We start from the raw sequence: 25,570 nt of genomic DNA, 5'->3' as shown, positions 1-25,570 counted from the left end.
GCGTACGGACGTACGGCGCGGGGCCGGCGGTCAGAAGCTGCTGACCACCTTCACCAACGCCTCGTCGATGGTGGCCGGGTTCTTGGCGTCGAACGCCTTGCCGGCCGACGCCTTGGCGATCCGGTCCAGCGCGGCCAGGTCGGAATCCTGGTCGAAGGCCACGCAGAAGACCTTCACCGGCTTGTTCGGGTCCAGCGCGATGTCCCGCAGCAGCCGGTTCAGGTCGCTGTCCTTCTGGTACTCGTTCTTGCCGTCGGTGAGCACCACCACCGCGTTGATCCGGTTGGGGTCGTACTTGTCGAGCAGGGTGCGGTGCGCCGCGCGGACCGTGGCGTACAGGGCGGTGTTGCCGCCGATGCGCAGCCCGGCGAGTTTCCGGTTGAACGCGTCCCGGTTCAGCGGCGCGAGCCGTACCTCCTCGCTGTACGGCTTCGTCGGCCGTTGCGGGGTCTCGCTGGAGAACGACCAGAGCGCCACCTGGTCGGCGGCGTTGAGTAGCCTGATCGCCTTGGTGGCGGCGTCGGTGGCCACCTGGAACCGGGTCCGGTCGCCGACGCCGGCCTTCATCGAGCCGGAGGTGTCCACGGCGAGCAGGATGTTGGCCTTCTTGCGCAGGGTGTCCCAGTTGCCGAGGATCGCGCCCACCACCTCGGGGGTGGGCGGGTCGAAGTAGGTGAGCTTGTCGCCGCCCGGCCCGGCCACCGTGGCCAGCAGCGTGTCGGCGGGCCGGCGCTGGTCGTCCCGGAAGCCGAGGGCGGCGAAGCTGCGTTGCTGCGGGCCGTCGCGGAGGAAGGTGAGGAAGTCCTCGGCGGCCTCGCGTTGCGCCGGGTCGGCCGACGGCAGCACCACGTACGGGTGGTCGAGGTTGAAGGTGCCCTCCTTGGGGTGCACCGCCACCAGCGGTACCCGGGGCTTGCTGCCGGTGGGGCTGAGCTGGCCCTGGTTGTAGAGGTAGACCAGCTCCTCCTGGAGGACGATCGCGCTCATGTCGGTCGCCGGGGCGTCCCCGGTGGCGGCGGCGTCGGCCTCGGCGAGACCGCGCAGCAGGTCCACCGAGTCGTCGCTGTAGTGCGAGACGTTGGCCTCGATCCGCCTGACGAACTGGGTCACCGCCGGCTGGGCGAGGTCCTCGCTGGTCAGGTCGCTGGCCCGGTTGACCGCCGCGTAGTAGGTGGCGATGGTGGCGGCCAGGCCGGAGGTGGACAGGTGCGGGTTGTCCTTGCCGAAGGTGAACCGGCCCCACTCGGGCCGCCCGAACGCCGCCCAGCCGGTGTCGCCGGAGAGGCCGAGCACGTCGGCCCAGCCGAGCGGCCCGCCCTGCTGCACCAGTTCGCCCCGGTCCTTGGGCATGGCGATGACCAGGGGGCTGTTGGCGATCGACGGGTACTGGCCGGGGGTCTGCGCGGGCCGGCCCGCCGCCTTGTCGAGCAGGCGCAGCTGCCCGGTCCACAGTGACGAGGTGGGCAGCCACACCTGCGGCTCGGCGACCTTGGGCTGGGTGAGCGCCCACCCGCCGGCCAGCGCCTCCATCGCCTCGCCCGAGTTGAGGCCGTGCACGGTCACCTGCGCGCACCGCCCACCGAAGCGCCGGTCGGCGGTGTTGTACCGGTCGGCGAGCTGGGCTACCAGCTCGCTCTTCTCGGTGGAGGAGCTGACCTCCAGCGGTACGCAGTCCGCCCGGTCGGTGCCGGGCGTCGGCCGGACGTACAGGTACGCCCCGGCGATCACCGCGAGCCCCGCGACGACGGCCACCGCGTGCGGCAGCCACGGTCGGGTGGGACGCTGACCGGCGGCCATCGGCTCCTCCAGGGGTTCGTTAGGCGGGTCAGACGTCGGTGCGGGGTGCCGGCACGGGCGGCGCGCCGGGCTGCTCGATCGAACCGTCCGGCGGGCCGGACGGGGTCAGCGCGGCGGCGACGAGCAGACGGACACCGTAGACCACGACGAGGGCGAGCACCCCGACGGCGGCGGCGGTGCCCACGTCGGTGCTGGCGACGTACCCGGCGGCGAAGCCGACCGCGCCGAGGAAGATCGCGAGGGACATCCCCCACGGGTCGGCCCACTGTCGACGCAGCCGCCGACCGAAGCCGTCCCTGCCGACGGGCGGGGTGGCCGGCGGGTCCGTGGTGGCGTCCGGGGTGGGCCAGGCCGTGGCCGGTGTGGCGGCCGGGGTGGGCCAGGCCGTGGCCGGTGGGGCGGTCGGGGTGGGCCAGGCCGTGGCCGGTGGGGCGGTCGGCGTCTGCGGCGCGGGGTGCGCGGTCGACGTGGTGGGCCACGGCGTCGCCACCGGGTCGCCGGTCACCTGGGGGGCCGGGTGGGCGGTCGGGGTGGCCGGCCAGGCCTGCGCCACCCCGGCGGTCGGCCAGGGGTCCACCGCCGCCGCCGTCGTCGGCCACGGGTCGGCCGCCGCGACGGCCGGCGTGGCCGGCGGGGCGGTGGCCACGGTACGGGGGACGTGCTGGGTGGCCGCGGCGTCGGTGCCGGCCCGCAGCACGGTCTGCAATGGCACCTCGCCGCTCGGGTGGGCGTCCCGCCCGAGCAGCCGCAGCAGCACCTCCTGGGCGGTCGGCCGGGCCCGGTGGTCCTTGTCCAGGCACTGTCCGATCAGGGTGGCCAGCGGGCCGGTGAGCCCGGTCAGGTCCGGCGGCTCGTGCAGGACCCGGTGCATCACCGCGGCGACCGGACCGGTGCCGAACGGCGGCTGTCCGCCCGCTGCGTAGGCGATCGTCGCGGCCCAGGCGAACACGTCGCTGGCCGGCCCGACCTCGTCGTCGCGGAACCGCTCCGGGGCCATGTACGGGGCGGTGCCCATGATCCGGCTGGTCATCGTCTCGGTGACGTCCAGCGCCCGGGCGATACCGAAGTCGATCACCCGGGGGCCGTCCGCCGCGAGGATCACGTTGTCCGGCTTCAGGTCGCAGTGCACCACGTCGGACTGGTGGATCGCGGCGAGCGCGGTGGCGGTGCCCACGGCCAGCCGGTGCAGCGCGTTGCCGGCGACCGGGCCCTGCTCGCGGACGTGCCGTTGCAGGGTGACGCCCTCGATGAACTCGCTGACCACGTAGGGCAGGTCACCGTCGACGTCGGCGAAGAGGATCTGGGCGGTGCAGAACGGCGCGACCCGGCGGGCGGCGGCGATCTCCTTGACGAACTGGGCCTTCGCGCGGGGATGCTGGTGCAGGTCTACGTTGATCACTTTGACCGCGACCCACCGGCCCTGTTCGTCACGGCCCAGGTAGACCACGCCCTGGCCGCCCGCGCCGAGCCGACCGATCAGCTCGTACGGCCCGGCCTGGCGCGGGTCCCGCGGGTTCAGCGGCGTCACGTCCGGCATCGCTGTCGCTGCCCCTATCGACCTGTGCTCCGGTGCGCTGGTTTCCGTCACCGGCGACCCTGCCGGCGACAGGGGTATGGTGCCATGCCCACGCCACCGGGGCAGCCCACCCTGGCCGTTCGGTGGAGGGTGGCGGCCCGGCCGGCGGGGGCGGCGACTAACCTTGCGGCCATGCGCCTCTCCGCCCGGGTCGACTACGCACTGCGTGCGGCGGCCGAACTCGCGTCGGTCGCCGACGGCGCGGACTCCGGCCGGTCCCGTCCGGTCACCGCCGAGCAGATCGCCCGGTCGCAGGACATTCCGCCGAAGTTCCTGGAGAGCATCCTGCTCCAGCTGCGCCGGGGCGGCATCGTGCACGCCCAGCGGGGGCCGGAGGGCGGCTACTGGCTGGCCCGGCCGGCGGCGGAGATCTCCCTCGCCGAGGTGATCCGGGTGATCGACGGGCCGCTGGCCCACGTCCGGGGGCAGCGGCCCGAGCAGCTCGGCTACCACGGCGCGGCCCGCGCGTTGCAGGAGGTCTGGATCGCGCTGCGGGCCAGCGAGCGGGAGATCCTGGAGCAGGTCACCATCGCCGACGTGGCGGCCGGGGTGCTGCCGGGCCGGATCAACGAGCTGGCCGCCGACCCCCGCGCCTGGAGCTGACAACCCTTCGGGCTGAGCCGGCCCGCCGCATCTGGCGCGGGGTTCCGTCCGCGTGTTCCGCTCCGCCGGGCCCGTCCCACCCACCGATCCGGGGGTTGACCGGGGAGCGTCCGTGCCGCATTCTCGACCAAGTCGATAGGAGATGCCGAAAAGTTCGGAGGGCTCGTGCGCAAGCTTCTGATCCTCGCTCTGGTCGGGCTGGCCGCCCAACTGGTCGACGGCGCGCTCGGCATGGCGTACGGGCTGACCTCGTCGACCCTGCTGCTCTTCGTCGGGGTCGCCCCGGCCGCCGCCTCGGCGTCGGTGCACCTCGCCGAGATCGGCACCACGCTCGCCGCCGGTGTCGCGCACTGGCGGTTCGGCAACGTCGACTGGCGGGTGGTGACCCGGATCGCCCTGCCCGGTGCGGTCGGCGCGTTCGTCGGGGCGACCTTCCTCAGCTCCATCTCCACCGAGAACGCCGCCCCGTGGATGGCCGGCATCCTGTTCACCCTCGGTGCGTACCTGCTGGTGCGCTTCTCCCGCCCGCTGCGCCAGCGCTCCGGTGCCGGGCGGCTGCGCGGCCGGTTCCTCGGCCCGCTGGGTCTGGTCGCCGGGTTCGTCGACGCCACCGGCGGCGGGGGATGGGGTCCGGTGGCCACGCCGGCGCTGCTGGTCTCCGGCCGGATGGAGCCCCGCAAGGTGATCGGCTCGGTGGACACCGCCGAGTTCGTGGTGGCCGGGGCGGCCAGCATCGGCTTCCTGATCGGCCTGGGCAGCGAGGGCTTCCTGCTGCCGACCGTGGCGGCGCTGCTGGTCGGTGGCCTGATCGCCGCGCCGGTGGCCGCCTGGCTGGTGCGGATCGTCCCCGCCCAGATGCTGGGCGCCACCATCGGCGGGGTGATCGTGTTGACCAACGCCCGCACCCTGCTCAACGCCGGTGACGCCGGCTCGACCGTCCGTCCCGTGGTCTACGCGCTGCTCGCCGTGGGGTGGGTGGTCGCCCTGACGTTCGCCGTCCGGGCGTTGCGCCGGACCCGCCGTGCCCGCGCCGTCGTCGACGCCGCCGCCGCCGCCACCGCCGCCGCCGACGCCACCGTCGTCGTGCCGCCGTCGGCGGACACCACGGCTGCGGCCGTCGCGGCGGCGGCCGTCGCCGGCCCCGCGCCGGCCGGCACCGACCCGGCCGGGGCCGACGACCGGCTGGCCGTCGTCGAGCGCTGACACCGACGGGGTACGCCACAGGCGTCCCCACCGCCGCGCCCGTCGTCAGCGCCGGGCGACCCGGAACGGGGCGGCGACGGTCACCCCGGGAAGCGCCGCCCGGAGCAGCTCAGACCGGAGCAGCTCAGACCGGAGCGGGTCCGCCCGGAGCAGGTCGGCCCGGTGCGGCCGGGGCGGGGTTCCCGGCGAGGAGGTCCGTCGCGGCCGCCGACAGCAGCGCCCAGGCCCGGTCCACGTGCTCCGGCCCGGTCAGCGGCGAGCCGACGGCCAGCCGCAGGGTGTACCGGCCGTTGACCCGGGTGTGGGTCAGGTAGGCCTGACCGCTGGCGTTGACCCGGGCCAGCAGCGCCGCGCCGGCCTCGTCGCCTGCCCGCAGCCGGAACGTGACCAGGGAGAACGGGTGCGGGGCGGCGAGGGCGAACCGGTCGTCGGCGCGGACCAGGTCGGCGAACCGGTCGGCCAGGGCGATCCCTGCGCGCAGGTGTGCGCGGAGCCCCTCGACGCCGTACCAGCGCAGGACGAACCAGAGTTTCAGCGCCCGGAACCGGCGGCCCAGCGGGACCTGCCAGTCCCGGTAGTCGATCACCGCACCGGACTCGCTGGCGGCGTTGCGCAGGAACTCCGGCATGACGGTCAGCGCCTCGATCAACTCGCCCCGGTCGGCCACCCAGAAGGCGTCGCAGTCGAAGCCGGTGAGCAGCCACTTGTGCGGGTCGAAGCAGTACGAGTCGGCATGCTCCACCCCGGCGTGCGTCCAGCGCAGCTCGGGGCAGACCGCCGCCGCCCCGGCGTACGCGGCGTCGACGTGCAGCCACACGCCGTACCTGGCGCAGATCGCGCCGATCTCCGGCAGCGGGTCGACGGCGGTGGTGGAGGTGGTCCCGATGGTCGCCACCACGATGGCCGGCACCTCGCCGGCGGCCAGGTCCGCCTCGATCGCCGCGCGCAGCGCCGCCGGGCGCATCGCCTGGGTCGTCGGGTCCACCGCGATGGTCCGGACGCCCGCCTCGCCGAGGCCGGCGATGCGGGCCGCCTTCTCGATCGAGGAGTGCCCGTGCGTCGAGGTGTACGCCCGGTAGCGGCGGTCGACGCCGACCTCCCGCCAGCGTCCGCCGCTGGCCCGGTGCAGGGCGGCCAGGGTGGCGACCAGGGTCGCCGAGGAGGCCGAGTCCTGGATGACGCCGCCGCCGGTGCCGGTGGAGCGGAACCGCGCGGGCAGGTCCATCAGGTCGGCCAGCCAGTCCAGCACGACCGTCTCCAGCTCGGTGCCGGCCGGGTTGGTGGCCCAGAGCATGCCCTGGCTGCCCAGGCCCGAGCTGACCAGGTCGGCCAGCACGCTGGGGCCGCTGGTGTTGGCCGGGAAGTAGCCGAAGAAGCCGGGGTGCTGCCAGTGGGTGACCCGGGGCGCGATGATCGCGTCCAGGTCGGCCAGCATCGCCGCGACCGGCTCACCGTGCGCGGGCGGGCCGGTCGGCAGGGCGGCGGTGACCGTGCCGGGCGGGTCCTGCGGGGTGACCGGGCGTCGGTCCAGCGTCCGCCAGTAGTCGGCGACCCAGTCGACCACCGCGTACCCGGCGCGGCGGAACTCCTCGGGGTCCATGTGCTCAGCCATCCGCCGAGTCGATCAGGTGGGCCGGCCGGGAGCAAGAGCGGGTACGGCTTGTGCGGGCGGAAAGCGTTGTCCTACGATCCGACTGCGCGGAGTCGAACTATGGATGTCGATGCAAAGGCATCCGTCACCACCGTCAGCGTGGCGTCATCCCGCCGGTCCGGGCAGACCGGCGTCGCCACCGTGCGCTGACCTCCGCGAAAGGCGTTTCCGTGCACCCGAGCCCCACCCGTCGTCGCGCCGCGCTGCTCGCCGCCGCCGCGGCCACCACCCTCACCGCCGGCACCCTCACCGCCGTGACGGCCTCGGCCGCCGCCGCCGGCTGCCGGGTCGACTACACGATCAGTAGCCAGTGGGGCGGCGGCTTCGGCGCCGACGTCCTCGTCACCAACCTCGGCGACCCGATCAACGGCTGGACGTTGACCTGGTCCTACACCGCCGGCCAGCAGGTCACCCAGGCGTGGAACGCCACGGTCACCCAGTCCGGGGCGCAGGTCAGCGCCAAGGACGCCGGGTACAACGCCACCCTCGCCACCAACGGCACGGCGAACTTCGGCTTCAACGCGTCGTGGAACAACGCCAGCAACCCGCCGCCTGACAGCTTCGCCCTCAACGGCACGACCTGCACCGGCGGCACCGCGCCGACCACCGCGCCGCCGACCACGCCACCGCCCACCACCGCGCCCCCGACCACACCACCTCCGACGACACCGCCCCCGACCACGCCCCCGCCGACCGACCCGCCCGCCGGGGCGAAGCAGCTGGAGGATCTCGACCGGGGGCTGATCAGCGTCCGCTCCGGCAGCGGGAACCTGGTCTCCTGGCGGCTGCTCGGCACCGAGACCTCCGGGGTGTCGTTCAACCTCTACCGGGGCTCCACCAGGGTCAACGCCTCACCGATCACCGGTGCCACCAACTATCTCGACAGCGGGGCGGCGGCCGGCTCGGCGTACACCGTGCGGGCCGTGGTCAACGGTGCCGAGCAGGCGGCGTCCGCGCCCGCCCTCCAGTTCGCCAACGGCTACCTGGACGTGCCGATCCAGCCGCCGGCCGGCGGCACCACCCCGAGCGGGGAGGCGTACAGCTACTCCGCCAACGACGCCAGCGTCGGTGACCTCGACGGCGACGGTGACTACGAGATCGTGCTCAAGTGGGACCCGTCCAACGCCAAGGACAACAGCCAGTCCGGCTACACCGGCAACGTCTTCGTCGACGCGTACACCCTCACCGGCAGCCGGTTGTGGCGCATCGACCTGGGTCGCAACATCCGCGCCGGCGCCCACTACACCCAGTTCCAGGTGTACGACTACGACGGCGACGGGAAGGCCGAGGTGGCCATGAAGACCGCCGACGGCACCCGCTCCGGCACCGGCCAGCTGATCGGCTCGTCGTCGGCGGACTACCGTAACTCCAGCGGCTACGTGCTGTCCGGCCCCGAGTACCTGACCATGTTCAACGGGCAGACCGGCGCGATCGCCTCCACCGTCAACTACGACCCGCCGCGCGGCACCGTCTCCTCCTGGGGCGACTCGTACGGCAACCGGGTCGACCGGTTCCTCGCCGGCACCGCCTACCTGGACGGTCAGCGGCCCTCCCTGATCATGGCGCGTGGCTACTACACCCGCGCGGTCATCGCGGCCTGGGACTTCCGCAACGGCGCGCTGACCAAGCGGTGGACGTTCGACTCCAACGCCTCCGGCAACTCCGCCGCCGCCGGCCAGGGCAACCACCAGCTCTCCATCGCCGACGTCGACGCCGACGGCCGCCAGGAGATCGTGTACGGCGCGGCCACCATCGACGACAACGGCCGGCTGCTCTACTCCACCGGCAACGGCCACGGCGACGCCCTGCACGTCGGTGACCTGGACCCGAGCCGCTCCGGCCTGGAGGTCTTCAAGGTCGACGAGGACGCCAGCAAACCCAGCTCGTACTTCGCCGACGCGCGGACCGGCCAGATCATCTGGAAGACCGCGGCCAACGGCGACAACGGCAGGGGCGTCTCGGCCGACATCTGGGCCGGCAGCCCCGGTGCCGAGTCGTGGTCGTCGGCGGTCGACGGGCTGGCCAACACCCGGGGGCAGAACATCGGCCGCAAGCCGTCGTCGGCGAACTTCCTCGCCTGGTGGGACGGCGACCCGGTGCGTGAGCTGCTCGACGCCACCAAGATCGACAAGTACGGCACCGGCGGCGAGACCCGGCTGCTCACCGGTAGCGACGTGGCCTCCAACAACGGCACCAAGTCGACCCCGGCGCTGTCCGGCGACATCCTCGGCGACTGGCGCGAGGAGGTGATCTGGCGCACCAGCGACAGCCGGGCGCTGCGGATCTACAGCACGCCCACGCCGACCAGCACCCGGATCTACACGCTGATGCACGACGCCCAGTACCGCGTGGCGATCGCCTGGCAGAACACCGCCTACAACCAGCCGCCGCACCCGGGCTTCTTCATCGGTGACGGCATGTCCACCCCGCCCACGCCCAACATCTACCTGCGCTGACGGTGCGGGCCCGGCGCTTGCCGGGCCCTACACAAGCAGGCACCGGGTCGCCAGCCGCGGAATCCGCTCAGCTGGCGACCCGGTGCACCACACCGCAGCACCCCCGACCCGTCCCGACCGGGAGTGCCGTACCACCACCGGTAATAAAGTTAGAGGTCGTCCGCAACGGTGGGGTGACGTGGCTATGAAGAGCGTGTTTCAGACGCTCCGGGAGAGCCCGCCGACCACCTTCTCGGCCACCAGCTCGAACGAGCGCACCCGGTCGGCCACGTCGTACACCATGGTGGTGAGCATCAGCTCGTTCGCGCCGGTGCGGGCCAGCAGCTCGGTGAGCTGCCGGCGGACCGTCTCCGGCGAACCCATCGCCTGACCGTCGCGGCGCTGTTGCACGAACTCCCGCTCCAGCTCGGTGTACGGGTACCGGGCGGCGTCGTCGGGGCTGGCCAGCGGCTCCGGCCGCCCCGAGCGCAGTTTGAGGAACGACAGCCCGGCCGGCCCGGACAGCCACTCGGCCCGCTCGTCGGTGTCGGCGCAGACCACGTTCACCGCCACCATCGCGTACGGCTCGGTCAGCCAGCGCGACGGCCGGAAGCTCTGCCGGTAGAGCTGGAGCGCGGGCAGGGTGTGCTGGGAGCTGAAGTGGTGCGCGAACGAGAACGGCAACCCCAGCAGCCCGGCGAGCTGGGCGCTGAACCCGCTGGAGCCGAGCAGCCAGACGGCGGGCGACTGGCCGAGCCCCGGGCTGGCGGTGATCGCGCCCGGGTCGTCGCCGCTGAAGTAGTTCATCAGGTCGGCCAGCTCCCGGGGGAAGCCCTCCGCCGACAGGCCCTCCATGGTCCGCCGCAGGGCCAGCGCGGTCCGCTGGTCGGTGCCGGGGGCGCGGCCGATGCCCAGGTCGATGCGGCCCGGGTGCAGCGCCTCCAGGGTGCCGAACTGCTCGGCGACCACCAGTGGCGCGTGGTTGGGCAGCATCACCCCGCCCGAGCCCAGCCGGATCGTGGTGGTGTGCGCCGCCAGGTGGGCGAGCAGCACCGCCGGTGCGGAGCTGGCGATCGCCGGCATGTTGTGGTGCTCGGCCACCCAGAACCGGCGGTAGCCCAGCTGCTCGGTCCGGCGGGCCAGCTCGGTGGTGTGCCCGAGCGCCTCGGAGGCGGTGGCCCCGGCGGCGACCGGAGCAAGATCAAGAACAGACAACGGTACGTCGATCACACCTGTCCCCAACCCGTCCCGGCCCGGACTTGTTCCCTGGTCGGGCCCTGCCCGGCCCGGGGTTCGGGGCGGTCCGTGGATACCGCGACATCAGCGGTGTTGCGGTATCCGGCTCTGCGGATACCGCAACACCGCCGCCGTTGAGTCGATCTCGGCGGCCGGCCGGCGGGTCAGCCCCGGCCGCGGGCCTGTTCGAAGATCAGGCTGGTCTGGGTGTGCTGCACCGCCGGGTCCACCGCCAACTGGTCCAGGACGAAGTCACGCAGCGCGTCACCCGACGCCGCCCGCACGTGCAGCACGTAGTCCTCCGCGCCCGCCACGTGGAACACCGACACCACCCCGGGCAGCCGTACCGAACGGGCCCGGAAGGCGTCCACCGCCGCCCGCTCGTGCGCGGTCAGCCGCACCGACACCAGCGCCTGCAACGGCAGCCCCACCGCCGCCGGGTCCACCTCGGCGTGGAACCCCCGGATCGCTCCGCAGTCCCGCAGCGCCCGGGTACGGGTCAGACAGGTCGACGGGGCCACCCCCACCCGTTCGGCGAGGGCGTTGTTCGGCAACCGGCCGTCGGCGGCCAGTTCGGTCAGGATCGCGCGGTCGACGTCGTCCAGGGTGGCGAAGGGCCGTACATCGTTCGGTGCGGAGGGCATCCCGGCATCCTCCCGCGAATCCGAGCGTAGGAAAAGCCGTACCGCCAGAATATCGTTCGAAAGTATTGCCCGTCGTCAGGCTGATGTTCGAGGCTTCCGACATGACGGCGGCTACGGCACCCCCCACCTCCAGCGTCGGGACGACCCTCGACGACACGTCAGTGGACACCCGGGCCGTGCACGCCGGCCGGGAGGACCTCGCGGCCCTCGGGGTGCACGTGCCGCCGATCGACCTGTCCACCACCAACCCGCTGCCGTCGGTCGAGGCCGGCGGCGCGGCCTACGAACTGCTCGCCACCGGCGGCACCCTCCCGCCCGGCGACAGCGCCGTCTACCAGCGGCTGTGGAATCCCACCGTGGCCCGCTTCGAGACCGCGCTGGCCACCCTCGAAGGCACCCCGGCGGCGGTCGCCTTCGCCAGCGGCATGGCCGCGCTCACCGCGGCCCTGCTCGCGGCCACCCGGGACGGTCGCCGGCACGTCGTCGCCGTCCGTCCCCTCTACGGCGGAACCGACCACGTGCTCGCCACCGGCCTGCTCGGCACCGAGGCCAGCTGGGCCCGTCCCGACGAGGTCGCCGACGCCGTACGGGCCGACACCTGCCTGGTCGTCGTGGAGACCCCGGCCAACCCCACCCTCGACCTCGTCGACATCGCCGCCCTGGCCGCCGCCGTGGGTGACGTCCCGCTGCTGGTCGACAACACCGTCGCCACCCCCGTGCTCCAACAGCCGGCCCGGCACGGTGCCGCGCTCGTCCTGCACAGCGCCACCAAGAGCATCGGAGGACACGGCGACGTGCTCGCCGGCGTGGTGGCCTGCGACGCCGACTGGGCCGCCCGGTTGCGCCAGGTGCGCGCGGTCACCGGCGCGGTGTTGCACCCGCTTGGCGCGTACCTGCTGCACCGAGGGCTCCAGACGCTGCCGCTGCGGGTCCGCGCGCAGCAGGCCGGCGCGGAGAAGCTCGCGCTGCGGCTCGCCGGGCACCCCGTCGTCGCCCGGGTCCACCACCCCTCGGTGCACGACCCGGCCGGGCTGGTCGGCCGGCAACTCGCCGGCACCGGAAGCCTGCTCGCCTTCGAGGTGCGCGGCGGCGCTCCGGCCGCCGCCCGGGTCGCCGGTGCCTGCCGGCTGATCAACTACGCGGTGTCGCTGGGCGGGGTGGACACCCTGATCCAGCACCCGGCCTCGCTGACCCACCGGCCGGTGGCCGGGGAGGCGAGACCGGGCGACGGGCTGCTGCGGATCTCGGTCGGCCTGGAGGACCCCGAGGACCTGTGGACCGACCTGGCCCGCGCGCTCGCGGCGGGATGAGCGTCCGGCCGCTCCGACGGGTTGGCTGCCCCGTAGCAGGGGCAGTGGTCGCGTGCTTCGGTGCCGGGAGCGGGATTCGAACCCGCAAGCCCTTTCGGGCAGAAGTGTTTGAGACTTCCGTGTATGCCGTTCCACCACCCCGGCGTCACCCCGAGGGGCGCGTGGCTCACTGTACCCGACTAGGCTCATGCGGGAGCATGGGTGGTAGCCGGTGTGGGATCGATGGTGGGGGTAGGGCTGGTGGCCGAGACGCAGACGGATGCCGAGCGCAGGCGGGTGCTGATCGCCGAGGACGAGGCGCTCATCCGACTGGACCTGGCCGAGATGCTGGTCGAGGAGGGCTACGAGGTCGTCGGCGAGGCCGGTGACGGCGAGACCGCCGTCCGGTTGGCCGAGGAGCTCAAGCCCGACCTCGTCATCCTCGACATCAAGATGCCGATCATGGACGGGCTGGCCGCCGCCGAGCGGATCGCCGGTGCCCGGATCGCCCCCGTGATCATCCTGACCGCGTTCAGCCAGCGTGACCTGGTGGAGCGGGCGCGGGCCGCCGGTGCGATGGCCTACCTGGTCAAGCCGTTCCAGAAGAGCGATCTGGTGCCGGCGGTGGAGATCGCCCTCTCCCGCTACTCCGAGATCGCCGCGCTGGAGTCCGAGGTGGCCGGCCTCACCGACCGGCTGGAGATCCGCAAGACGGTCGAACGCGCCAAGGGCGCGCTGATGACGACGTACGGGATGACCGAGCCGCAGGCGTTCAAGTGGATCCAGCGCACCGCGATGGACCACCGGATGACCATGAAGGAGGTCGCCGAGCGTATCCTCGCCGAGACCGCCGGTGGCGAGATCGCCGAGCAGCCCACCTCCTGAGCTGTCGGCGCACCGGCCGCCGATCGGTCCGTCTTTCCTCCCCGCTCGACTGCCCACCCCGTCCGGTCGGCGAGGTGACCCGCTCCGAACAGGCGGACGAATCCGCCCCGACGGCCGTCCGGTTCCGTCCTGACGTCGACCCGTTCCGTTCTGACGTCGACCCGTGCGGCGCGGTCCGTCCCGCGCCGGCGGCGACACCACGACGTACCGGTCGGCCGGTGGGCCCCTGCCCCCGATCACCCGGCTCCCGTCTGCGCAATGGTCGATCAGTTCGCCGGCCGGGCGGCCCGACCCGCCCCCCACGGCGGGGTTCCGCTGCCTAGCATCGACGCATGTCTGCCCGGCGCGTACTCGTGGTGTGCGCTCTGTTGGTCCTGGTGGTCGCCGGCTGCGACCGGCCCGGACCCGGAAACGACGAGGCCGGGCGGGGTGACGGCCGGTCGGCGTCGGTCGAGCCGGCCTGGCAGGAGGCGACCCTGCCCGTGCCGCCCGGCCCGGCCGGACGGCTGGTGCTGCGCGACGCGGTCTCCTGCGCCGGGGTCCGGTTCCTGGTCGGGGGGGTCGTCGACGCCGCCGGTGGGAGCCGCCCGGCGGCCTGGTCCAGCGCGGACGGTTCCACCTGGGTGCCGGTGCCGGTCGCGGCCAGCACGTTCTACGGCCGACAGCACGTGCTCTACGCGGCGGCCTGCGCCGGGGGTCGGGTGGCGGCGCTGGGCGCCAAGAACGGTGGGGTGCACGGCAACCCGCGTACCGGGACCTGGGTCCGCGACGGCGACGGCCCGTTGCGGGAGGTTCCGGCGGCGTTCGAGCTGTTCGGCGGCCCCCGCGCGGTCAGCGTGGCCCGGTTGGCGGCCGGTGCCGGGGGCTGGTTGATCGCCGGTGCCCGGGCCGACGGCGCGGCGGTCTGGACGTCGTCGGACGCGGGCGGGTTCACCCTGGCCGAAGGGCTGCCGGAGCTGGCCGGCGACGCCCGGGGGCGGACGGCGGCGTACGACGCGGTGGCGCTGCCGGCGGGTTGGCTGGTGGTCGGGTCGCTGCTGCCGGCGGGTGGATCGGCGCTGCGGCCGATGGCCTGGACCTCGGTCGACGGGCGTTCCTGGCGGCGGGTGGAGCTGCCGGTGGAGGACGGCCGGGGGCGGGCGGAGCGGGTGGTGCTGCGTGACGGCGTGCCGGTGGTGGTGGGGGCGGTTTCTGGCGGTTTCGCCGTGTGGCGGGCCGACGACGGGTCGCGGTGGCGGCGGGTCGGCGGGTTCGGGGCGGCCGGTCCGGGCGTGCTGTCGGTGGTGGGGCTGGCCGTGGTGGGTGGCGCGCTGGTGGCCGTGACCGGTGACGGTGTCGGTCGTGCGGTGTGGATGTCGACGGACAGTGGGGTGTCGTGGCGCTCCGTGCGGGTGCCGTTGACGGTCGTCGATGGCGGTGACACCGCCCTGACGGTGGCCGGCGGCGACGATCGACTGCTCCTGCTGGCTGACGACGGCAGGGGCTCCCATGCCTGGTGGGGGCGGGTTTGAGTGGCTATAGGCGGGGGCGGCGGCCGGCGGCGTCCCGCGCCTTCGAAGAGAAAGTGAAAATCTCTCAGAACTGACGGTTCTTACAGCGATCGTTTCGAATCCGCCACGGCGTGTAACGGTTCGATCAACCCCGCTTGCTGGGGCTTACGTCGCAGCTTCCCGGTGGGATAACGTCCCGGCCCAGACCGGCGACGACGGTCTGGTTCGTCCGCCCCCGCAAGGGCCAATAGGCAGCGGGTGGTTCGGACCATGCGACGGAGGAGGGTTCCGGCCTTGAGGCAGAAGCTCGCACGCGTGATCGGTGGAGTCGCCATGCTGGCGCTCGTCGCCGGCGGCACCGCTTGCTCCAGCGGCAGCGACGACGAGGCGTCCGGAGGCGACGGCTGCGGTAGCAAGATCGCGTTCTTCGGCGCGCTGACCGGCAGCTCGGCGGCGCTGGGCATCAACGAGAAGAACGGCGTGAAGCTCGCCGTCGAGAAATACAACAAGGAAAACGCCGACTGCAAGGTCGAGCTGGCCGAGCTGGACTCGCAGGGCAGCCCGGACCAGGCGCCCGGTCTGGCCCAGAAGGCCATCGACGACAGCAAGCTCCTGGGCATCGTCGGCCCGGCCTACTCGGGTGAGTCCGAGGCCGCCGGCCCGCTGTTCAACGAGGCCGGCCTGGTCACCATCACCCCCTCCGCCACCCGCCCCAGCCTCGCCCAGCAGGGCTGGAAGACCTTCTTCCGCGCGGTCGGCAACGACCTGAGCCAGGGTCCCGCCGCCGGCACCTACATCAAGAACGTGATGAAGGCCGACAAGGTCTACGTCATCGACGACCAGTCCGCCTACGGCGCCGGCCTGGCCGACGAGGTCAAGAAGGTCCTCGGCAGCGCGGTCGTCGGCTCGGACAAGGTCCAGGGCGAGGGCAAGCAGACCGAGTTCTCCGGCGTGGTGACCAAGGTCAAGGCGGCCGGCGTCAAGGCCGTCTTCTTCGGCGGTTACTACCAGGAGGCCGGCCTGATCCGCAAGCAGCTCACCGCTGCCGGGGTCACCGCTCCGCTGATCGTCGGTGACGGCTCCAACGACCCGGCGTACATCACCACCGCGGGTGCCGCCGCCGCCGAGGGCACCATCCTCACCTGCCCGTGCGCGCCGGCCGCCGAGGCCCGTGGCACCTTCGTCGAGGAGTTCAAGGCCCTCAACGGCGCCGACCCGGGCACCTACAGCGACACCGCCTACGACGCCGCGAACATCCTGCTCGCCGGCATCAAGGCCAAGAAGACCACCCGCGCCGACCTGCTGGAGTTCGTGAAGAACTACAACGGCGAGGGCGTCGCGTCGAGCTACAAGTTCGTCGAGGGTGGCGAGCTGGACCCGGCGCAGGTCAAGGTCTGGGCGTTCAAGGTCCAGGGCGGCAAGGTCGTCCCCGACCAGGAGATCCCGAAGGCCTGACCACGGTCGCTGCGAGCGATTGACGACAGATCGCGGGTGCGGCCGGGAGCTCGCTCCCGGCCGCACCACCTGTTTCTCCACACCTGACGGAGCGGCCCTCCCGTGAACTTCGACGGACTGTTCTCCAACTTCGGGGAACTCACCACGACCGGCCTGACACAGGGTGCGATCTACGCCCTGGTCGCGCTCGGCTACACGCTGGTCTACGGCGTACTCAGACTCATCAACTTCGCTCACTCCGAGGTCTTCATCGCCGGCGCGTTCGCCGCCATCTGGACCTGGAACGGCTTCGGCCTCGACCAGGACTCCCAGGTCAGCGGGGTCGGCTCGATCCTGTTCTACCTGCTCGTCGCGATGATCGTCGCGGCCATCGCGTCCGCCGGCACGGCGACCGTGATCGAGCGGGTGGCGTACCGGCCGCTGCGCAAGCGCAACGCGCCGCCGCTGGCCTTCCTGATCACCGCGATCGGCGCGTCGATCGCGATCTCGGAGGCGTTCGGCATCTGGACCCGTCGGCGGCCCGAGGGCGCACCGATCCTGATCAGCCAGAAGCCGCTGTTCCACCTCTTCGGGGTGCCGATCGACGGGGTGCAGTTGCTCACCCTCGGCGCCGCGCTGGCGATGATGGTCGCACTGGACCAGTTCATCAACCGCAGCCGGGTCGGCCGGGGCATCCGGGCGGTCGCCCAGGACGCCAACACCGCCGCGCTGATGGGCGTGAACAAGGACCGGATCATCCTGATGGTCTTCATCGCCGGCGGCACCATGGCCGGCGTCGCCGGCCTGCTCTACGACGTGCGGATCCAGAGCCTGACCTACAGCGTCGGCTTCCTGCTCGGCCTCAAGGCGTTCACCGCCGCGGTGCTCGGCGGCATCGGCAACCTGCGGGGCGCCCTGGTCGGCGGCCTGCTGCTGGGCGTGGTGGAGAACTACGCGTCGGGGTTGTTCGGCAGCGAGTGGAAGGACTTCGCCGCCTTCGCCGTCCTGGTGGTGCTGCTGATGTTCCGGCCGACCGGTCTGCTGGGCGAATCGCTGGGAAGGGCACGGGCATGACGACGACGGTTAATCCGCCGACCCCCGAGCAGCAGCAGGGGATCGGGACACGGCTGCGGCACGGCCGCGAGGCCATCGCCCAGCGGTGGCACGACGCCCCGCGCTGGGTGCGCTGGGCGGCACTGGTGGCGCTGATCGCGTTCTTCTACGCGCTGCCCAACAAGGAGTTCTACCAGTACCTGGGGCCGATCCCGACCACGGGCTCCAACTTCACCCAGGTGCTGTTCACCGTCTCGATCTACGTGCTGCTGGCGGTCGGGTTGAACATCGTGGTCGGCTTCGCCGGCCTGCTCGACCTCGGCTACTTCGGCTTCTTCGCCGTCGGCGCGTACACCGTGGCGGTGTTGACCTCGCCGAGCAGCAACCTCAAGACGCTCTGGCCGTGGCTGCTGGTGGTGCCGATCGCGATCGCCCTCACCATGGTCTCCGGCGTCATGCTCGGCACCCCGACCCTGCGGCTGCGCGGGGACTACCTGGCGCTGGTGACGCTCGGCTTCGCCGAGATGATCCGGATCGCGGCGGTCAGCTCCGACTTCCTCAAGGGCCAGCGGGGCTTCAACCAGATCCCGCACCCGCCCGGCACGTACGCCGACGGCAAGCCGTTCTTCGGGGTGCTCGACGCCCGCCCGTACTACTGGCTGGTGCTCACGCTGATCATCCTGGTGGTGATCGGGGTGCGGAACCTGACCCACAGCCGGGTCGGCCGGGCCTGGATCTCGATCCGGGAGGACGAGGACGCCGCCCAGTTGATGGGCGTGCCGACGTTCAAGTTCAAGCTCTGGGCGTTCGCCTCGGGCGCGGCGATCGCCGGCCTGGCCGGTGCGCTCTTCGCCGGCAAGCAGAACTTCGTCAACTCGCAGAACTTCGAGCTGCTCAACTCGATCATCATCCTGGCCGCGGTCATCCTGGGCGGCTCGGGCAACATCGTCGGCGCGATCGTCGGCGGTGGCCTGGTGGCGTACATGATCGAGCGGTTCCGCGGCATCGAGCTGTTCGGCGTGGAGCTGTACGAGTACCGGTTCCTCTTCTTCGGCCTGGTGCTCGTGGTGATGATGATCTTCCGGCCGCAGGGCCTCATCCCGAACCGGCGACGGGCGGCGGAGTTCAAGGACCGTCGCAAGGAGGTGATCGTCGGTGAGTGACACCGAACAGACCCCGGCCGTTCCGGCCCAGGCGGGCGCGCCCGCCGTCGAGACCATCCCCGGGCGGGAACCGCTGCTGGAGGTCGACCACGTCACGCTGCGCTTCGGCGGCGTGGTGGCGCTCAACGACGTCGACTTCACCCTCTACAAGGGGGAGATCCTCGGGCTGATCGGCCCGAACGGCGCCGGCAAGACCACCTGCTTCAACGCGATGACCGGCATCTACCAGCCCAGCGAGGGGCAGATCCGGTTCCGCGGCGAGAAGATCAGCGGCAAGAAGCGGCACCAGATCACCAAGATGGGCATGGCGCGGACGTTCCAGAACATCCGCCTCTTCCCGGAGATGACCGCGCTGGAGAACGTGCAGGTCGGTGCCGACGCGCACCACAAGACCAGTGTGGTCTCGGCGCTGTTCCGGCTGCCCCGGCACTGGCGCGAGGAGCGTGAGGGCCGGGAGAAGGCCGAACGGCTGCTGGAGTTCGTCGGCATCCGGTCCCGGATGCACGAGTTCGCCCGCAACCTCTCCTACGGCGAGCAGCGCCGGCTGGAGATCGCCCGGGCCCTGGCCACCGACCCGGTGCTGCTCTGCCTGGACGAGCCGGCCGCCGGCTTCAACCCGGCGGAGAAGGAGGAGCTGCTCCAGCTCATCCGGCAGATCCGCGACACCGGCGTGACCGTGCTGCTGATCGAGCACGACATGCGCCTGGTCATGGGCGTCACCGACCGGATCGTGGTGCTGGAGTTCGGGAAGAAGATCGCCGAGGGGCTGCCCGCCGAGGTGCGGGACAACCCGAAGGTGGTCGCGGCGTACCTGGGGGTACCGGACGATGCTGCTTGAGATTGACGACGTCAGCCTGCTGTACGGGCGCATCCAGGCGCTGCACGGGATCAGCCTGACCGTGGGGGAGGGCGAGATCGTCGCCCTGATCGGCGCGAACGGCGCCGGCAAGTCCACCACCATGCGGGCGATCTCCGGTATCCGGCCGATCGCCTCCGGGGCGATCCGTTTCGAGGGCGAGGACATCTCCAAGCTCCGGGCGGACCTGCGGGTCCGGCGGGGGCTGTGCCAGGCCCCGGAGGGTCGCGGCATCTTCCCCGGCATGACCGTGCTGGAGAACCTCGACATGGGCGCCTACACCCGGCGGGACCGGGCGGGCATCGCCCAGGACCTCAACCGGGTGCTGGAGCTGTTCCCCCGGCTGGCCGAGCGGCGCAAGCAGGCCGGCGGCACCCTCTCCGGCGGCGAGCAGCAGATGCTGGCCGTCGGCCGGGCGCTGATGAGCCGGCCCAAGCTGCTGCTGCTCGACGAGCCGTCGATGGGTCTGGCCCCGATGCTGATCCAGCAGATCTTCTCCATCATCACCGAGATCAACGAGCAGGGCACCACCATCCTGCTGGTGGAGCAGAACGCGCAGCAGGCGCTCGCCCGGGCCCACCGGGCGTACGTGCTGGAGACCGGCCGCATCGTCAAGAGCGGCACCGGCGCGGAACTGCTGCACGACCCGTCGGTCAAAGAGGCGTACCTCGGCGTGGCCTGACCGTCGCCCCCCTCGCAAAGGAGTACTGCCATGTTCCACCTCACCCCTGGTCGGCGGGCGGCGTTCGGCGTCGTCGGCGCGACCGCCCTGCTGCTCTCCCTCGCCGCCTGTGGCGAGGAGGAGAGCACCGAGCAGCCCGGCGGCGGCCCCTCGGTCAGCGCGTCGGCCGACACCTCGCTGGCCGACAAGGTCCCGGCGGCCATCAAGGCCGACGGCAAGATCGTCGTGGGCACCGACTCGACGTACGCCCCGGCGGAGTTCCTCGACAACGACGGCAAGACGGTCATCGGCTTCGACGTCGAGCTGTTCACCGCCGTGGCGGCCAAGCTCGGCCTCAAGGCGGAGTTCGTCTCCGCGCCGTTCGGCGACATCATCTCCGGCGTGAGCACCGGCAAGTACGAGGTCGGCGTCTCGTCGTTCACCATCAACGACGAGCGCAAGCAGCAGGCCAACATGGTCAGCTACTTCCAGGTCGGCACCCAGTGGGTGACCAAGAAGGGCAACCCCTCCGGCGTCAAGATCGACGACGCCTGCGGCAAGAAGATCGCCGTGCAGAAGGACACCGTCCAGGTCGAGGACATCCAGAAGCGCTCCAAGACCTGCACCGAGGCCGGCAAGCCGGCGATCACCGTCGAGCAGTTCCCCGGCCAGGACGCCGCCACCGCCGCGGTGGTCTCCGGCAAGGACGACGCGATGCTCGCCGACTACCCGGTCGGGGTGTACGCGGTGACCCAGTCCAACGACGCCCTCGAACTGCTCGACAAGCAGTACGAGGCGGCCCCGTACGGCTACGTGGTCGGCAAGGACCAGGCGGCGTTCGCCGAGGCGGTGCGGGACGCGACCAAGGCGCTGATCGCCGACGGGTCGTACAAGTCGGTGCTGGACAAGTGGAAGGTGGCGGACGGCGCGATCACGGACCCCGCGATCAACCCGTAACAGGTCATGGAATCCCACGACACTTCCACCGTACGGGCGCGGCCGGAGCCTCTCCGCGCCGTGCCCGTACGGCACCCGGGGCGGTGGGTCGCGGTCGCCGTGCTGGCCGTGCTGGTCGCCATGTTCGTCCACCTGCTGGTCACCAACGACGCCTTCAACTGGTCGTTCATGGTGGACAAGATGTTCCGCCCGCCGATCATCGAGGGCCTGCTGCGCGGCACGGTGCTGATGACGGTGAGCGCGATGCTCATCGGCGTCACGCTGGGCGTGGTGGTGGCGGTGATGCGGCTGTCGGACAATCCGATCCTGCGCGGGGTCGCCTGGCTCTACACCTGGTTCTTCCGGGCGGTGCCCCGGCTGGTGCTGCTGGCGGTCTTCGGCAACATCGGCATCCTGTGGAGCCGGATCGAGTTCGGGGTGCCGTTCGACACCCAGCTCGGTCAGCTCTTCGGCATCGACAACCTGCAACTGCGGCTGTTCGGCTTCTCCTCCCGGGACATCCTCACCGGCTTCATGGCCGGCCTGCTGGGGCTGGCGCTGTCCGAGGCGGCCTACATGGCCGAGATCGTCCGGGCCGGCATCCAGTCGGTCGACGAGGGGCAGACCGAGGCGGCCCAGGCGTTGGGCATGAGCCGGGGTCAGCTGCTGCGCCGGGTGGTGCTGCCGCAGGCGATGCGGGTGATCATCCCGCCGACCGGCAACGAGACCATCGCGATGCTCAAGGACACCTCGCTGCTGCTCTACGTGCCGGTGAGCGTGGAGCTGTTCTTCCAGCTCGACGCGGTCGGCAAGCGGACCTTCCAGATCTTCCCGATGTACGTGGCCGCCTGCCTGTGGTACCTCTTCCTGACCAGCATCCTGCTGGTCGGGCAGTACTTCCTGGAGCGGCACTTCGGCAGGGGCTACGGTCCGGCCGGCCGGGCCCGGCTGCGGTTGCGGGGGATGACGGCGGAGACCGGTGGCGGCGGCAACGCGGGGACGGTGGGTCCGGCATGAGTGAGCTGATTCCCGGCCAGCCGGGCGCGCCGGCCGCCGAGTCACCTGCCGGTGCCCCGGCCGACGGTGCCGGGCTGATGGTGCGGGCCGAGCAGGTGCACAAGTCGTTCGGGTCGCTGGAGGTGCTCAAGGGCATCGACCTTGCGGTCCGTGCCGGCGAGGTGTGCTGCCTGCTGGGGCCGTCCGGCTCCGGCAAGTCGACCTTCCTGCGCTGCATCAACCACCTGGAGAAGATCAACGCCGGGTCGATCCGGGTGGACGGCGAGCTGATCGGCTACCGGGAACGCGGCGGCCGGCTGCACGAGATGCGGGAGAAGGAGGTGGCCGCGCAGCGCCGTTCGATAGGCATGGTGTTCCAGCGGTTCAACCTCTTCCCGCACATGACGGTGCTGGGCAACGTGACCGAGGCCCCGGTGCTGCTGGGCCGGGAGAAGAAGGCGGCGGCCCGGGAGCGGGCCGCGCAGCTGCTGGAGCGGGTGGGGCTGGGCGACAAGCTCGGCGCGTACCCCGGTCAGCTCTCCGGCGGGCAGCAGCAGCGGGTGGCGATCGCCCGCGCGTTGGCGATGCGGCCGAAGCTGATGCTCTTCGACGAGCCGACCAGCGCGCTCGACCCGGAACTGGTCGGCGAGGTCCTGGACGTGATGAAGGACCTGGCCCGGGACGGGATGACCATGATCGTGGTGACCCACGAGATCGGTTTCGCCCGGGAGGTCGGCGACACGCTGGTCTTCATGGACGGCGGCGTGGTCGTCGAGTCCGGCGACCCGCGCGAGGTGATCGCCGACCCGCGGCACGAGCGGACCAGGACATTCCTCGCCAAGGTGCTCTGAGCTCCGGGCGACCCCCGGCGTCGGCCGTGCCGCCGCCGGGGGTTGTCGGGGGTACGGACTAGAGTCGCTGCCGTGACAGCTACGACGCCGCGCCTGCTTCTCGTCGACGGACACTCCCTGGCATACCGGGCTTTCTTCGCCCTGCCGGTGGAGAACTTCTCCACCACGACCGGGCAGCCGACCAACGCGGTCTACGGCTTCACCTCGATGCTGATCAACGTGCTCCGCGACGAGCAGCCCACCCACATCGTGGTCGCCTTCGACGTCTCCCGCCGCTCCTTCCGCACCGAGAAGTACGCGGAGTACAAGGCCGGCCGCAGCGAGACCCCGGCCGACTTCAAGGGCCAGGTCAGCCTGGTCAAGGAGGTCCTCGACGCGCTGCGCGTCCCGGTCGTCGAGCGGGAGGGCTACGAGGCCGACGACGTCATCGCCACCCTCGCCTGCCAGGCCCGCGACCAGGGCATGCAGGTGCTGATCAGCACCGGCGACCGGGACGCCTTCCAGCTCGTCGGCGACGACGTCACCGTGCTCTACCCGCGCAAGGGCGTCTCCGACCTGGCCCGGATGGACCCGGCGGCGATCGAGGCCAAGTACGGCGTCGGCCCGCAGCGCTACCGCGACCTGGCCGCCCTGGTCGGCGAGACCAGCGACAACCTGCCCGGCATCCCCGGCGTCGGCCCGAAGACGGCCGCCAAGTGGATCAACACCTACGGCGGGGTCGAGGGCGTGATCGCCCACGCCGACGAGATCAAGGGCAAGGCCGGCGACAGCCTGCGCGAGCGGCTCGCCGACGTGATCCGCAACTACGAGATCAACTGCCTGGTCTCCGACCTGGAGCTGCCGATCCGTCCCGAGGACGCCCGCTGGCAGGGCTGGGACCGCGAGGCCGTGCACCAGGTCTTCGACACCCTCCAGTTCCGCATCCTGCGCGACCGGCTGTACCAATACCTGGAGGCGGTGGAGCCGGAGGCCGAGGCCGGCTTCGACCTGGCCGGCGAGCGACTCACCGCACCCGGTGCGCTTGTCGACTGGCTGGCCGTGCACGTCCCCACCGGCACCCAGGTCGGCGTCGCGGTCAAGACGCCGGCCAAGCCGAAGGACCCCCGCGAGCGCTACGAGCCGCAGCTCGACGCGCTGGCCCTCGCGCTGGCCAGCGGCCCGGCCGCCTGGATCGACCCGGCGACGCTGGCCGAGGCCGACGAACGCGCCCTGGCCGACTGGCTGGCCGACCCCCGGCAGCCCAAGGTGCTGCACGACAGCAAGCACGCCCGGCTGGCGTTCGCCGCCCGGGGCTGGACCCTGGCCGGCGTCGCCCGGGACACCGAGCTGGCCGCCTACCTGGCCCGCCCCGACCAGCGCTCCTACGACCTGACCGACCTGGCGCTGCGCTACCTGCACCGCGAGCTGCGGGTCGACGCGCCGGAGACCGGTCAGCTCACCTTCGACGGGCTCGGCGACGACGGCGAGGCCGAGCAGAACCTGATGCTCCAGGCGCGGGCCACCCTCGACCTGGCCGACGCGATCGACGCCGAGCTGTCCCGCGACGGCGAGCAGTCCGCCCGGCTGATGGCCGAGGTGGAGCTGCCCCTGTCCGAGGTGCTGGCCGGGATGCAACGCGTCGGCATCGGTGCCGACCTGGACTACCTCCACGAGTTGGAGGCCCACTTCGCGGGCGAGGTGAAGTCCGCCGCCCAGGGCGCTTACGCCGCCGTGGGGCGGGAGTTCAACCTCGGCTCGCCGAAGCAGCTCCAGGAGCTGCTCTTCGGGGAACTGGGGCTGCCCAAGACCAAGAAGATCAAGACCGGGTACACCACCGACGCCGACGCGCTCCAGTGGCTCTACGCCCAGAACCCGCACCCGGTGCTGGAGCACCTGCTGCGCCACCGGGACGTGGCGAAGCTCAAGACCACAGTCGACGGCCTGCTCAAGTCGGTCGCCGACGACGGGCGCATCCACACCACGTTCAAGCAGACCGTGGCGGCCACCGGCCGGCTCTCCTCCACCGACCCCAACCTCCAGAACATCCCGATCCGCACCGAGGAGGGCCGGCGCATCCGCCGGGCCTTCGTGGTGGGCGACGACTACCAGACCCTGCTCACCGCCGACTACAGCCAGATCGAGATGCGGATCATGGCGCACCTGTCGCTGGACGAGGCGCTGATCGAGGCGTTCAACTCCGGCCACGACTTCCACGCCGCCACCGCGTCGTCGGTCTTCACCGTCCCGGTCGGCGAGGTCACCGCCGACCAGCGCCGCAAGATCAAGGCCATGAACTACGGCCTGGCGTACGGGTTGAGCGCCTTCGGCCTGTCCCAGCAGCTCGGCATCACCGCCGAGGAGGCCCGGGGGCTGATGGAGAACTACTTCGCCGGCTTCGGCGGGGTGCGCGACTACCTGCACGAGGTGGTGGCCCGCGCCCGCCAGGACGGCTACACCTCCACCGTCCTGGGCCGCCGCCGCTACCTGCCCGACCTGGTCAGCGACAACCGGCAGCGCCGGGACATGGCCGAGCGGATGGCGCTCAACGCTCCCATCCAGGGCTCGGCGGCCGACATCATCAAGGTCGCCATGCTGCGCGTCGACACCGCCCTGCGTGACGCCGGACTGCGGTCCCGGATGCTGCTCCAGGTGCACGACGAGTTGGTCTTCGAGGTCGCGCCCGACGAGCGGGAGGCGTTGGAGACGCTGGTCCGGCAGGAGATGGGGGCGGCGTACCCGCTGTCGGTGCCGCTGGAGGTCTCCGTCGGCGCGGGCCGGGACTGGAACAGCGCCGACCACTAGCCTTCGCACCACCGCCGCACCAGCCAGACC

At 72.0% G+C, this 25,570-nt stretch carries 20 protein-coding genes and 1 tRNA gene; 15 read left to right on the top strand and 6 right to left on the bottom strand.

The genetic code is table 11. From position 1 onward, the window contains the following. Positions 1-30: 30 nt before the first annotated feature. Together Q2K16_RS10810 and Q2K16_RS10805 are read right to left on the bottom strand one after the other, a co-directional pair. A complete protein-coding gene (locus tag Q2K16_RS10810; protein WP_302745135.1) occupies positions 31-1,797 on the bottom strand; it encodes a vWA domain-containing protein in 1,767 nt (588 codons plus the stop codon). A 28-nt stretch (positions 1,798-1,825) separates the two neighbouring features. After that, complete coding sequence (locus tag Q2K16_RS10805) at positions 1,826-3,334, bottom strand: serine/threonine-protein kinase (RefSeq protein ID WP_302745134.1); 1,509 nt, start codon at positions 3,332-3,334, stop codon at positions 1,826-1,828. A gap of 171 nt (positions 3,335-3,505) precedes the next feature. Here Q2K16_RS10805 and Q2K16_RS10800 point away from each other — a divergent pair, with 171 nt between their 5' ends. Further along, a complete protein-coding gene (locus tag Q2K16_RS10800) occupies positions 3,506-3,976 on the top strand; it encodes an RrF2 family transcriptional regulator (RefSeq protein ID WP_302745132.1) in 471 nt (156 codons plus the stop codon). A gap of 165 nt (positions 3,977-4,141) precedes the next feature. Beyond that, a complete protein-coding gene (locus Q2K16_RS10795) occupies positions 4,142-5,179 on the top strand; it encodes a sulfite exporter TauE/SafE family protein (protein ID WP_302745130.1) in 1,038 nt (345 codons plus the stop codon). Positions 5,180-5,303: 124 nt separating this feature from the next. On the opposite strand, the gene Q2K16_RS10790 is transcribed toward Q2K16_RS10795, so the two are convergent. Then, positions 5,304-6,791, bottom strand: a complete 1,488-nt coding sequence (locus Q2K16_RS10790; protein ID WP_302745128.1) for a pyridoxal-dependent decarboxylase — start codon at positions 6,789-6,791, stop codon at positions 5,304-5,306. Positions 6,792-7,000: 209 nt separating this feature from the next. Here Q2K16_RS10790 and Q2K16_RS10785 point away from each other — a divergent pair, with 209 nt between their 5' ends. Then, a complete protein-coding gene (locus Q2K16_RS10785; RefSeq protein WP_302745126.1) occupies positions 7,001-9,286 on the top strand; it encodes a rhamnogalacturonan lyase family protein in 2,286 nt (761 codons plus the stop codon). Positions 9,287-9,484: 198 nt separating this feature from the next. On the opposite strand, the gene Q2K16_RS10780 is transcribed toward Q2K16_RS10785, so the two are convergent. Beyond that, entirely contained in the window at positions 9,485-10,495 is a 1,011-nt protein-coding gene (locus Q2K16_RS10780; protein WP_302745125.1) for an LLM class flavin-dependent oxidoreductase, read from the bottom strand. A 170-nt stretch (positions 10,496-10,665) separates the two neighbouring features. After that, positions 10,666-11,145 carry an Lrp/AsnC family transcriptional regulator gene (locus Q2K16_RS10775; RefSeq protein ID WP_302745124.1) on the bottom strand — a complete coding sequence of 160 codons (480 nt, stop codon included), beginning with the start codon at positions 11,143-11,145 and terminating at the stop codon, positions 10,666-10,668. Positions 11,146-11,246: 101 nt separating this feature from the next. Between Q2K16_RS10775 and Q2K16_RS10770 the strand changes: the two genes are divergently transcribed. After that, entirely contained in the window at positions 11,247-12,455 is a 1,209-nt protein-coding gene (locus Q2K16_RS10770; protein ID WP_302745123.1) for a trans-sulfuration enzyme family protein, read from the top strand. Between the two features lie 61 nt (positions 12,456-12,516). Here the strand turns inward: Q2K16_RS10770 and Q2K16_RS10765 are convergent. Beyond that, positions 12,517-12,599: transfer RNA gene (locus tag Q2K16_RS10765), tRNA-Leu, on the bottom strand. A gap of 96 nt (positions 12,600-12,695) precedes the next feature. Here Q2K16_RS10765 and Q2K16_RS10760 point away from each other — a divergent pair. The 11 genes from Q2K16_RS10760 (at position 12,696) to polA (ending at position 25,540) form a co-directional block, all read left to right on the top strand. Then, positions 12,696-13,319, top strand: a complete 624-nt coding sequence (locus Q2K16_RS10760) for an ANTAR domain-containing response regulator (RefSeq protein ID WP_088643111.1) — start codon at positions 12,696-12,698, stop codon at positions 13,317-13,319. A 332-nt stretch (positions 13,320-13,651) separates the two neighbouring features. Further along, entirely contained in the window at positions 13,652-14,830 is a 1,179-nt protein-coding gene (locus tag Q2K16_RS10755; protein WP_302745119.1) for a hypothetical protein, read from the top strand. Between the two features lie 273 nt (positions 14,831-15,103). Then, entirely contained in the window at positions 15,104-16,264 is a 1,161-nt protein-coding gene (locus Q2K16_RS10750; RefSeq protein ID WP_302745117.1) for a branched-chain amino acid ABC transporter substrate-binding protein, read from the top strand. A 102-nt stretch (positions 16,265-16,366) separates the two neighbouring features. Beyond that, entirely contained in the window at positions 16,367-17,317 is a 951-nt protein-coding gene (locus tag Q2K16_RS10745; RefSeq protein WP_302745115.1) for a branched-chain amino acid ABC transporter permease, read from the top strand. Further along, positions 17,314-18,459, top strand: a complete 1,146-nt coding sequence (locus tag Q2K16_RS10740) for a branched-chain amino acid ABC transporter permease (RefSeq protein ID WP_302745113.1) — start codon at positions 17,314-17,316, stop codon at positions 18,457-18,459. The genes Q2K16_RS10745 and Q2K16_RS10740 overlap by 4 nt, the downstream gene beginning before the upstream one ends. After that, entirely contained in the window at positions 18,452-19,297 is an 846-nt protein-coding gene (locus tag Q2K16_RS10735) for an ABC transporter ATP-binding protein (protein ID WP_088643116.1), read from the top strand. The genes Q2K16_RS10740 and Q2K16_RS10735 overlap by 8 nt, the downstream gene beginning before the upstream one ends. Next, the gene (locus Q2K16_RS10730; protein ID WP_088643117.1) at positions 19,287-19,997 is read left to right on the top strand and encodes an ABC transporter ATP-binding protein; all 711 of its coding nucleotides are present in this window, start codon (positions 19,287-19,289) and stop codon (positions 19,995-19,997) included. The genes Q2K16_RS10735 and Q2K16_RS10730 overlap by 11 nt, the downstream gene beginning before the upstream one ends. A 30-nt stretch (positions 19,998-20,027) precedes the next feature. Then, positions 20,028-20,933 carry an ABC transporter substrate-binding protein gene (locus Q2K16_RS10725; protein WP_302745111.1) on the top strand — a complete coding sequence of 302 codons (906 nt, stop codon included), beginning with the start codon at positions 20,028-20,030 and terminating at the stop codon, positions 20,931-20,933. Positions 20,934-20,939: 6 nt separating this feature from the next. Next, complete coding sequence (locus Q2K16_RS10720) at positions 20,940-21,929, top strand: amino acid ABC transporter permease (RefSeq protein ID WP_302745110.1); 990 nt, start codon at positions 20,940-20,942, stop codon at positions 21,927-21,929. After that, entirely contained in the window at positions 21,926-22,759 is an 834-nt protein-coding gene (locus Q2K16_RS10715) for an amino acid ABC transporter ATP-binding protein (protein ID WP_489671874.1), read from the top strand. The genes Q2K16_RS10720 and Q2K16_RS10715 overlap by 4 nt, the downstream gene beginning before the upstream one ends. A 72-nt stretch (positions 22,760-22,831) precedes the next feature. Further along, complete coding sequence (gene polA / locus Q2K16_RS10710) at positions 22,832-25,540, top strand: DNA polymerase I (RefSeq protein ID WP_302745109.1); 2,709 nt, start codon at positions 22,832-22,834, stop codon at positions 25,538-25,540. Positions 25,541-25,570 lie beyond the last annotated feature (30 nt).

Source organism: Micromonospora cynarisoli, assembly GCF_030518815.1.
GTDB classification, from domain to species: Bacteria; Actinomycetota; Actinomycetes; order Mycobacteriales; family Micromonosporaceae; genus Micromonospora; species Micromonospora wenchangensis.
This window is presented reverse-complemented; position numbering and strand designations above follow the sequence as displayed.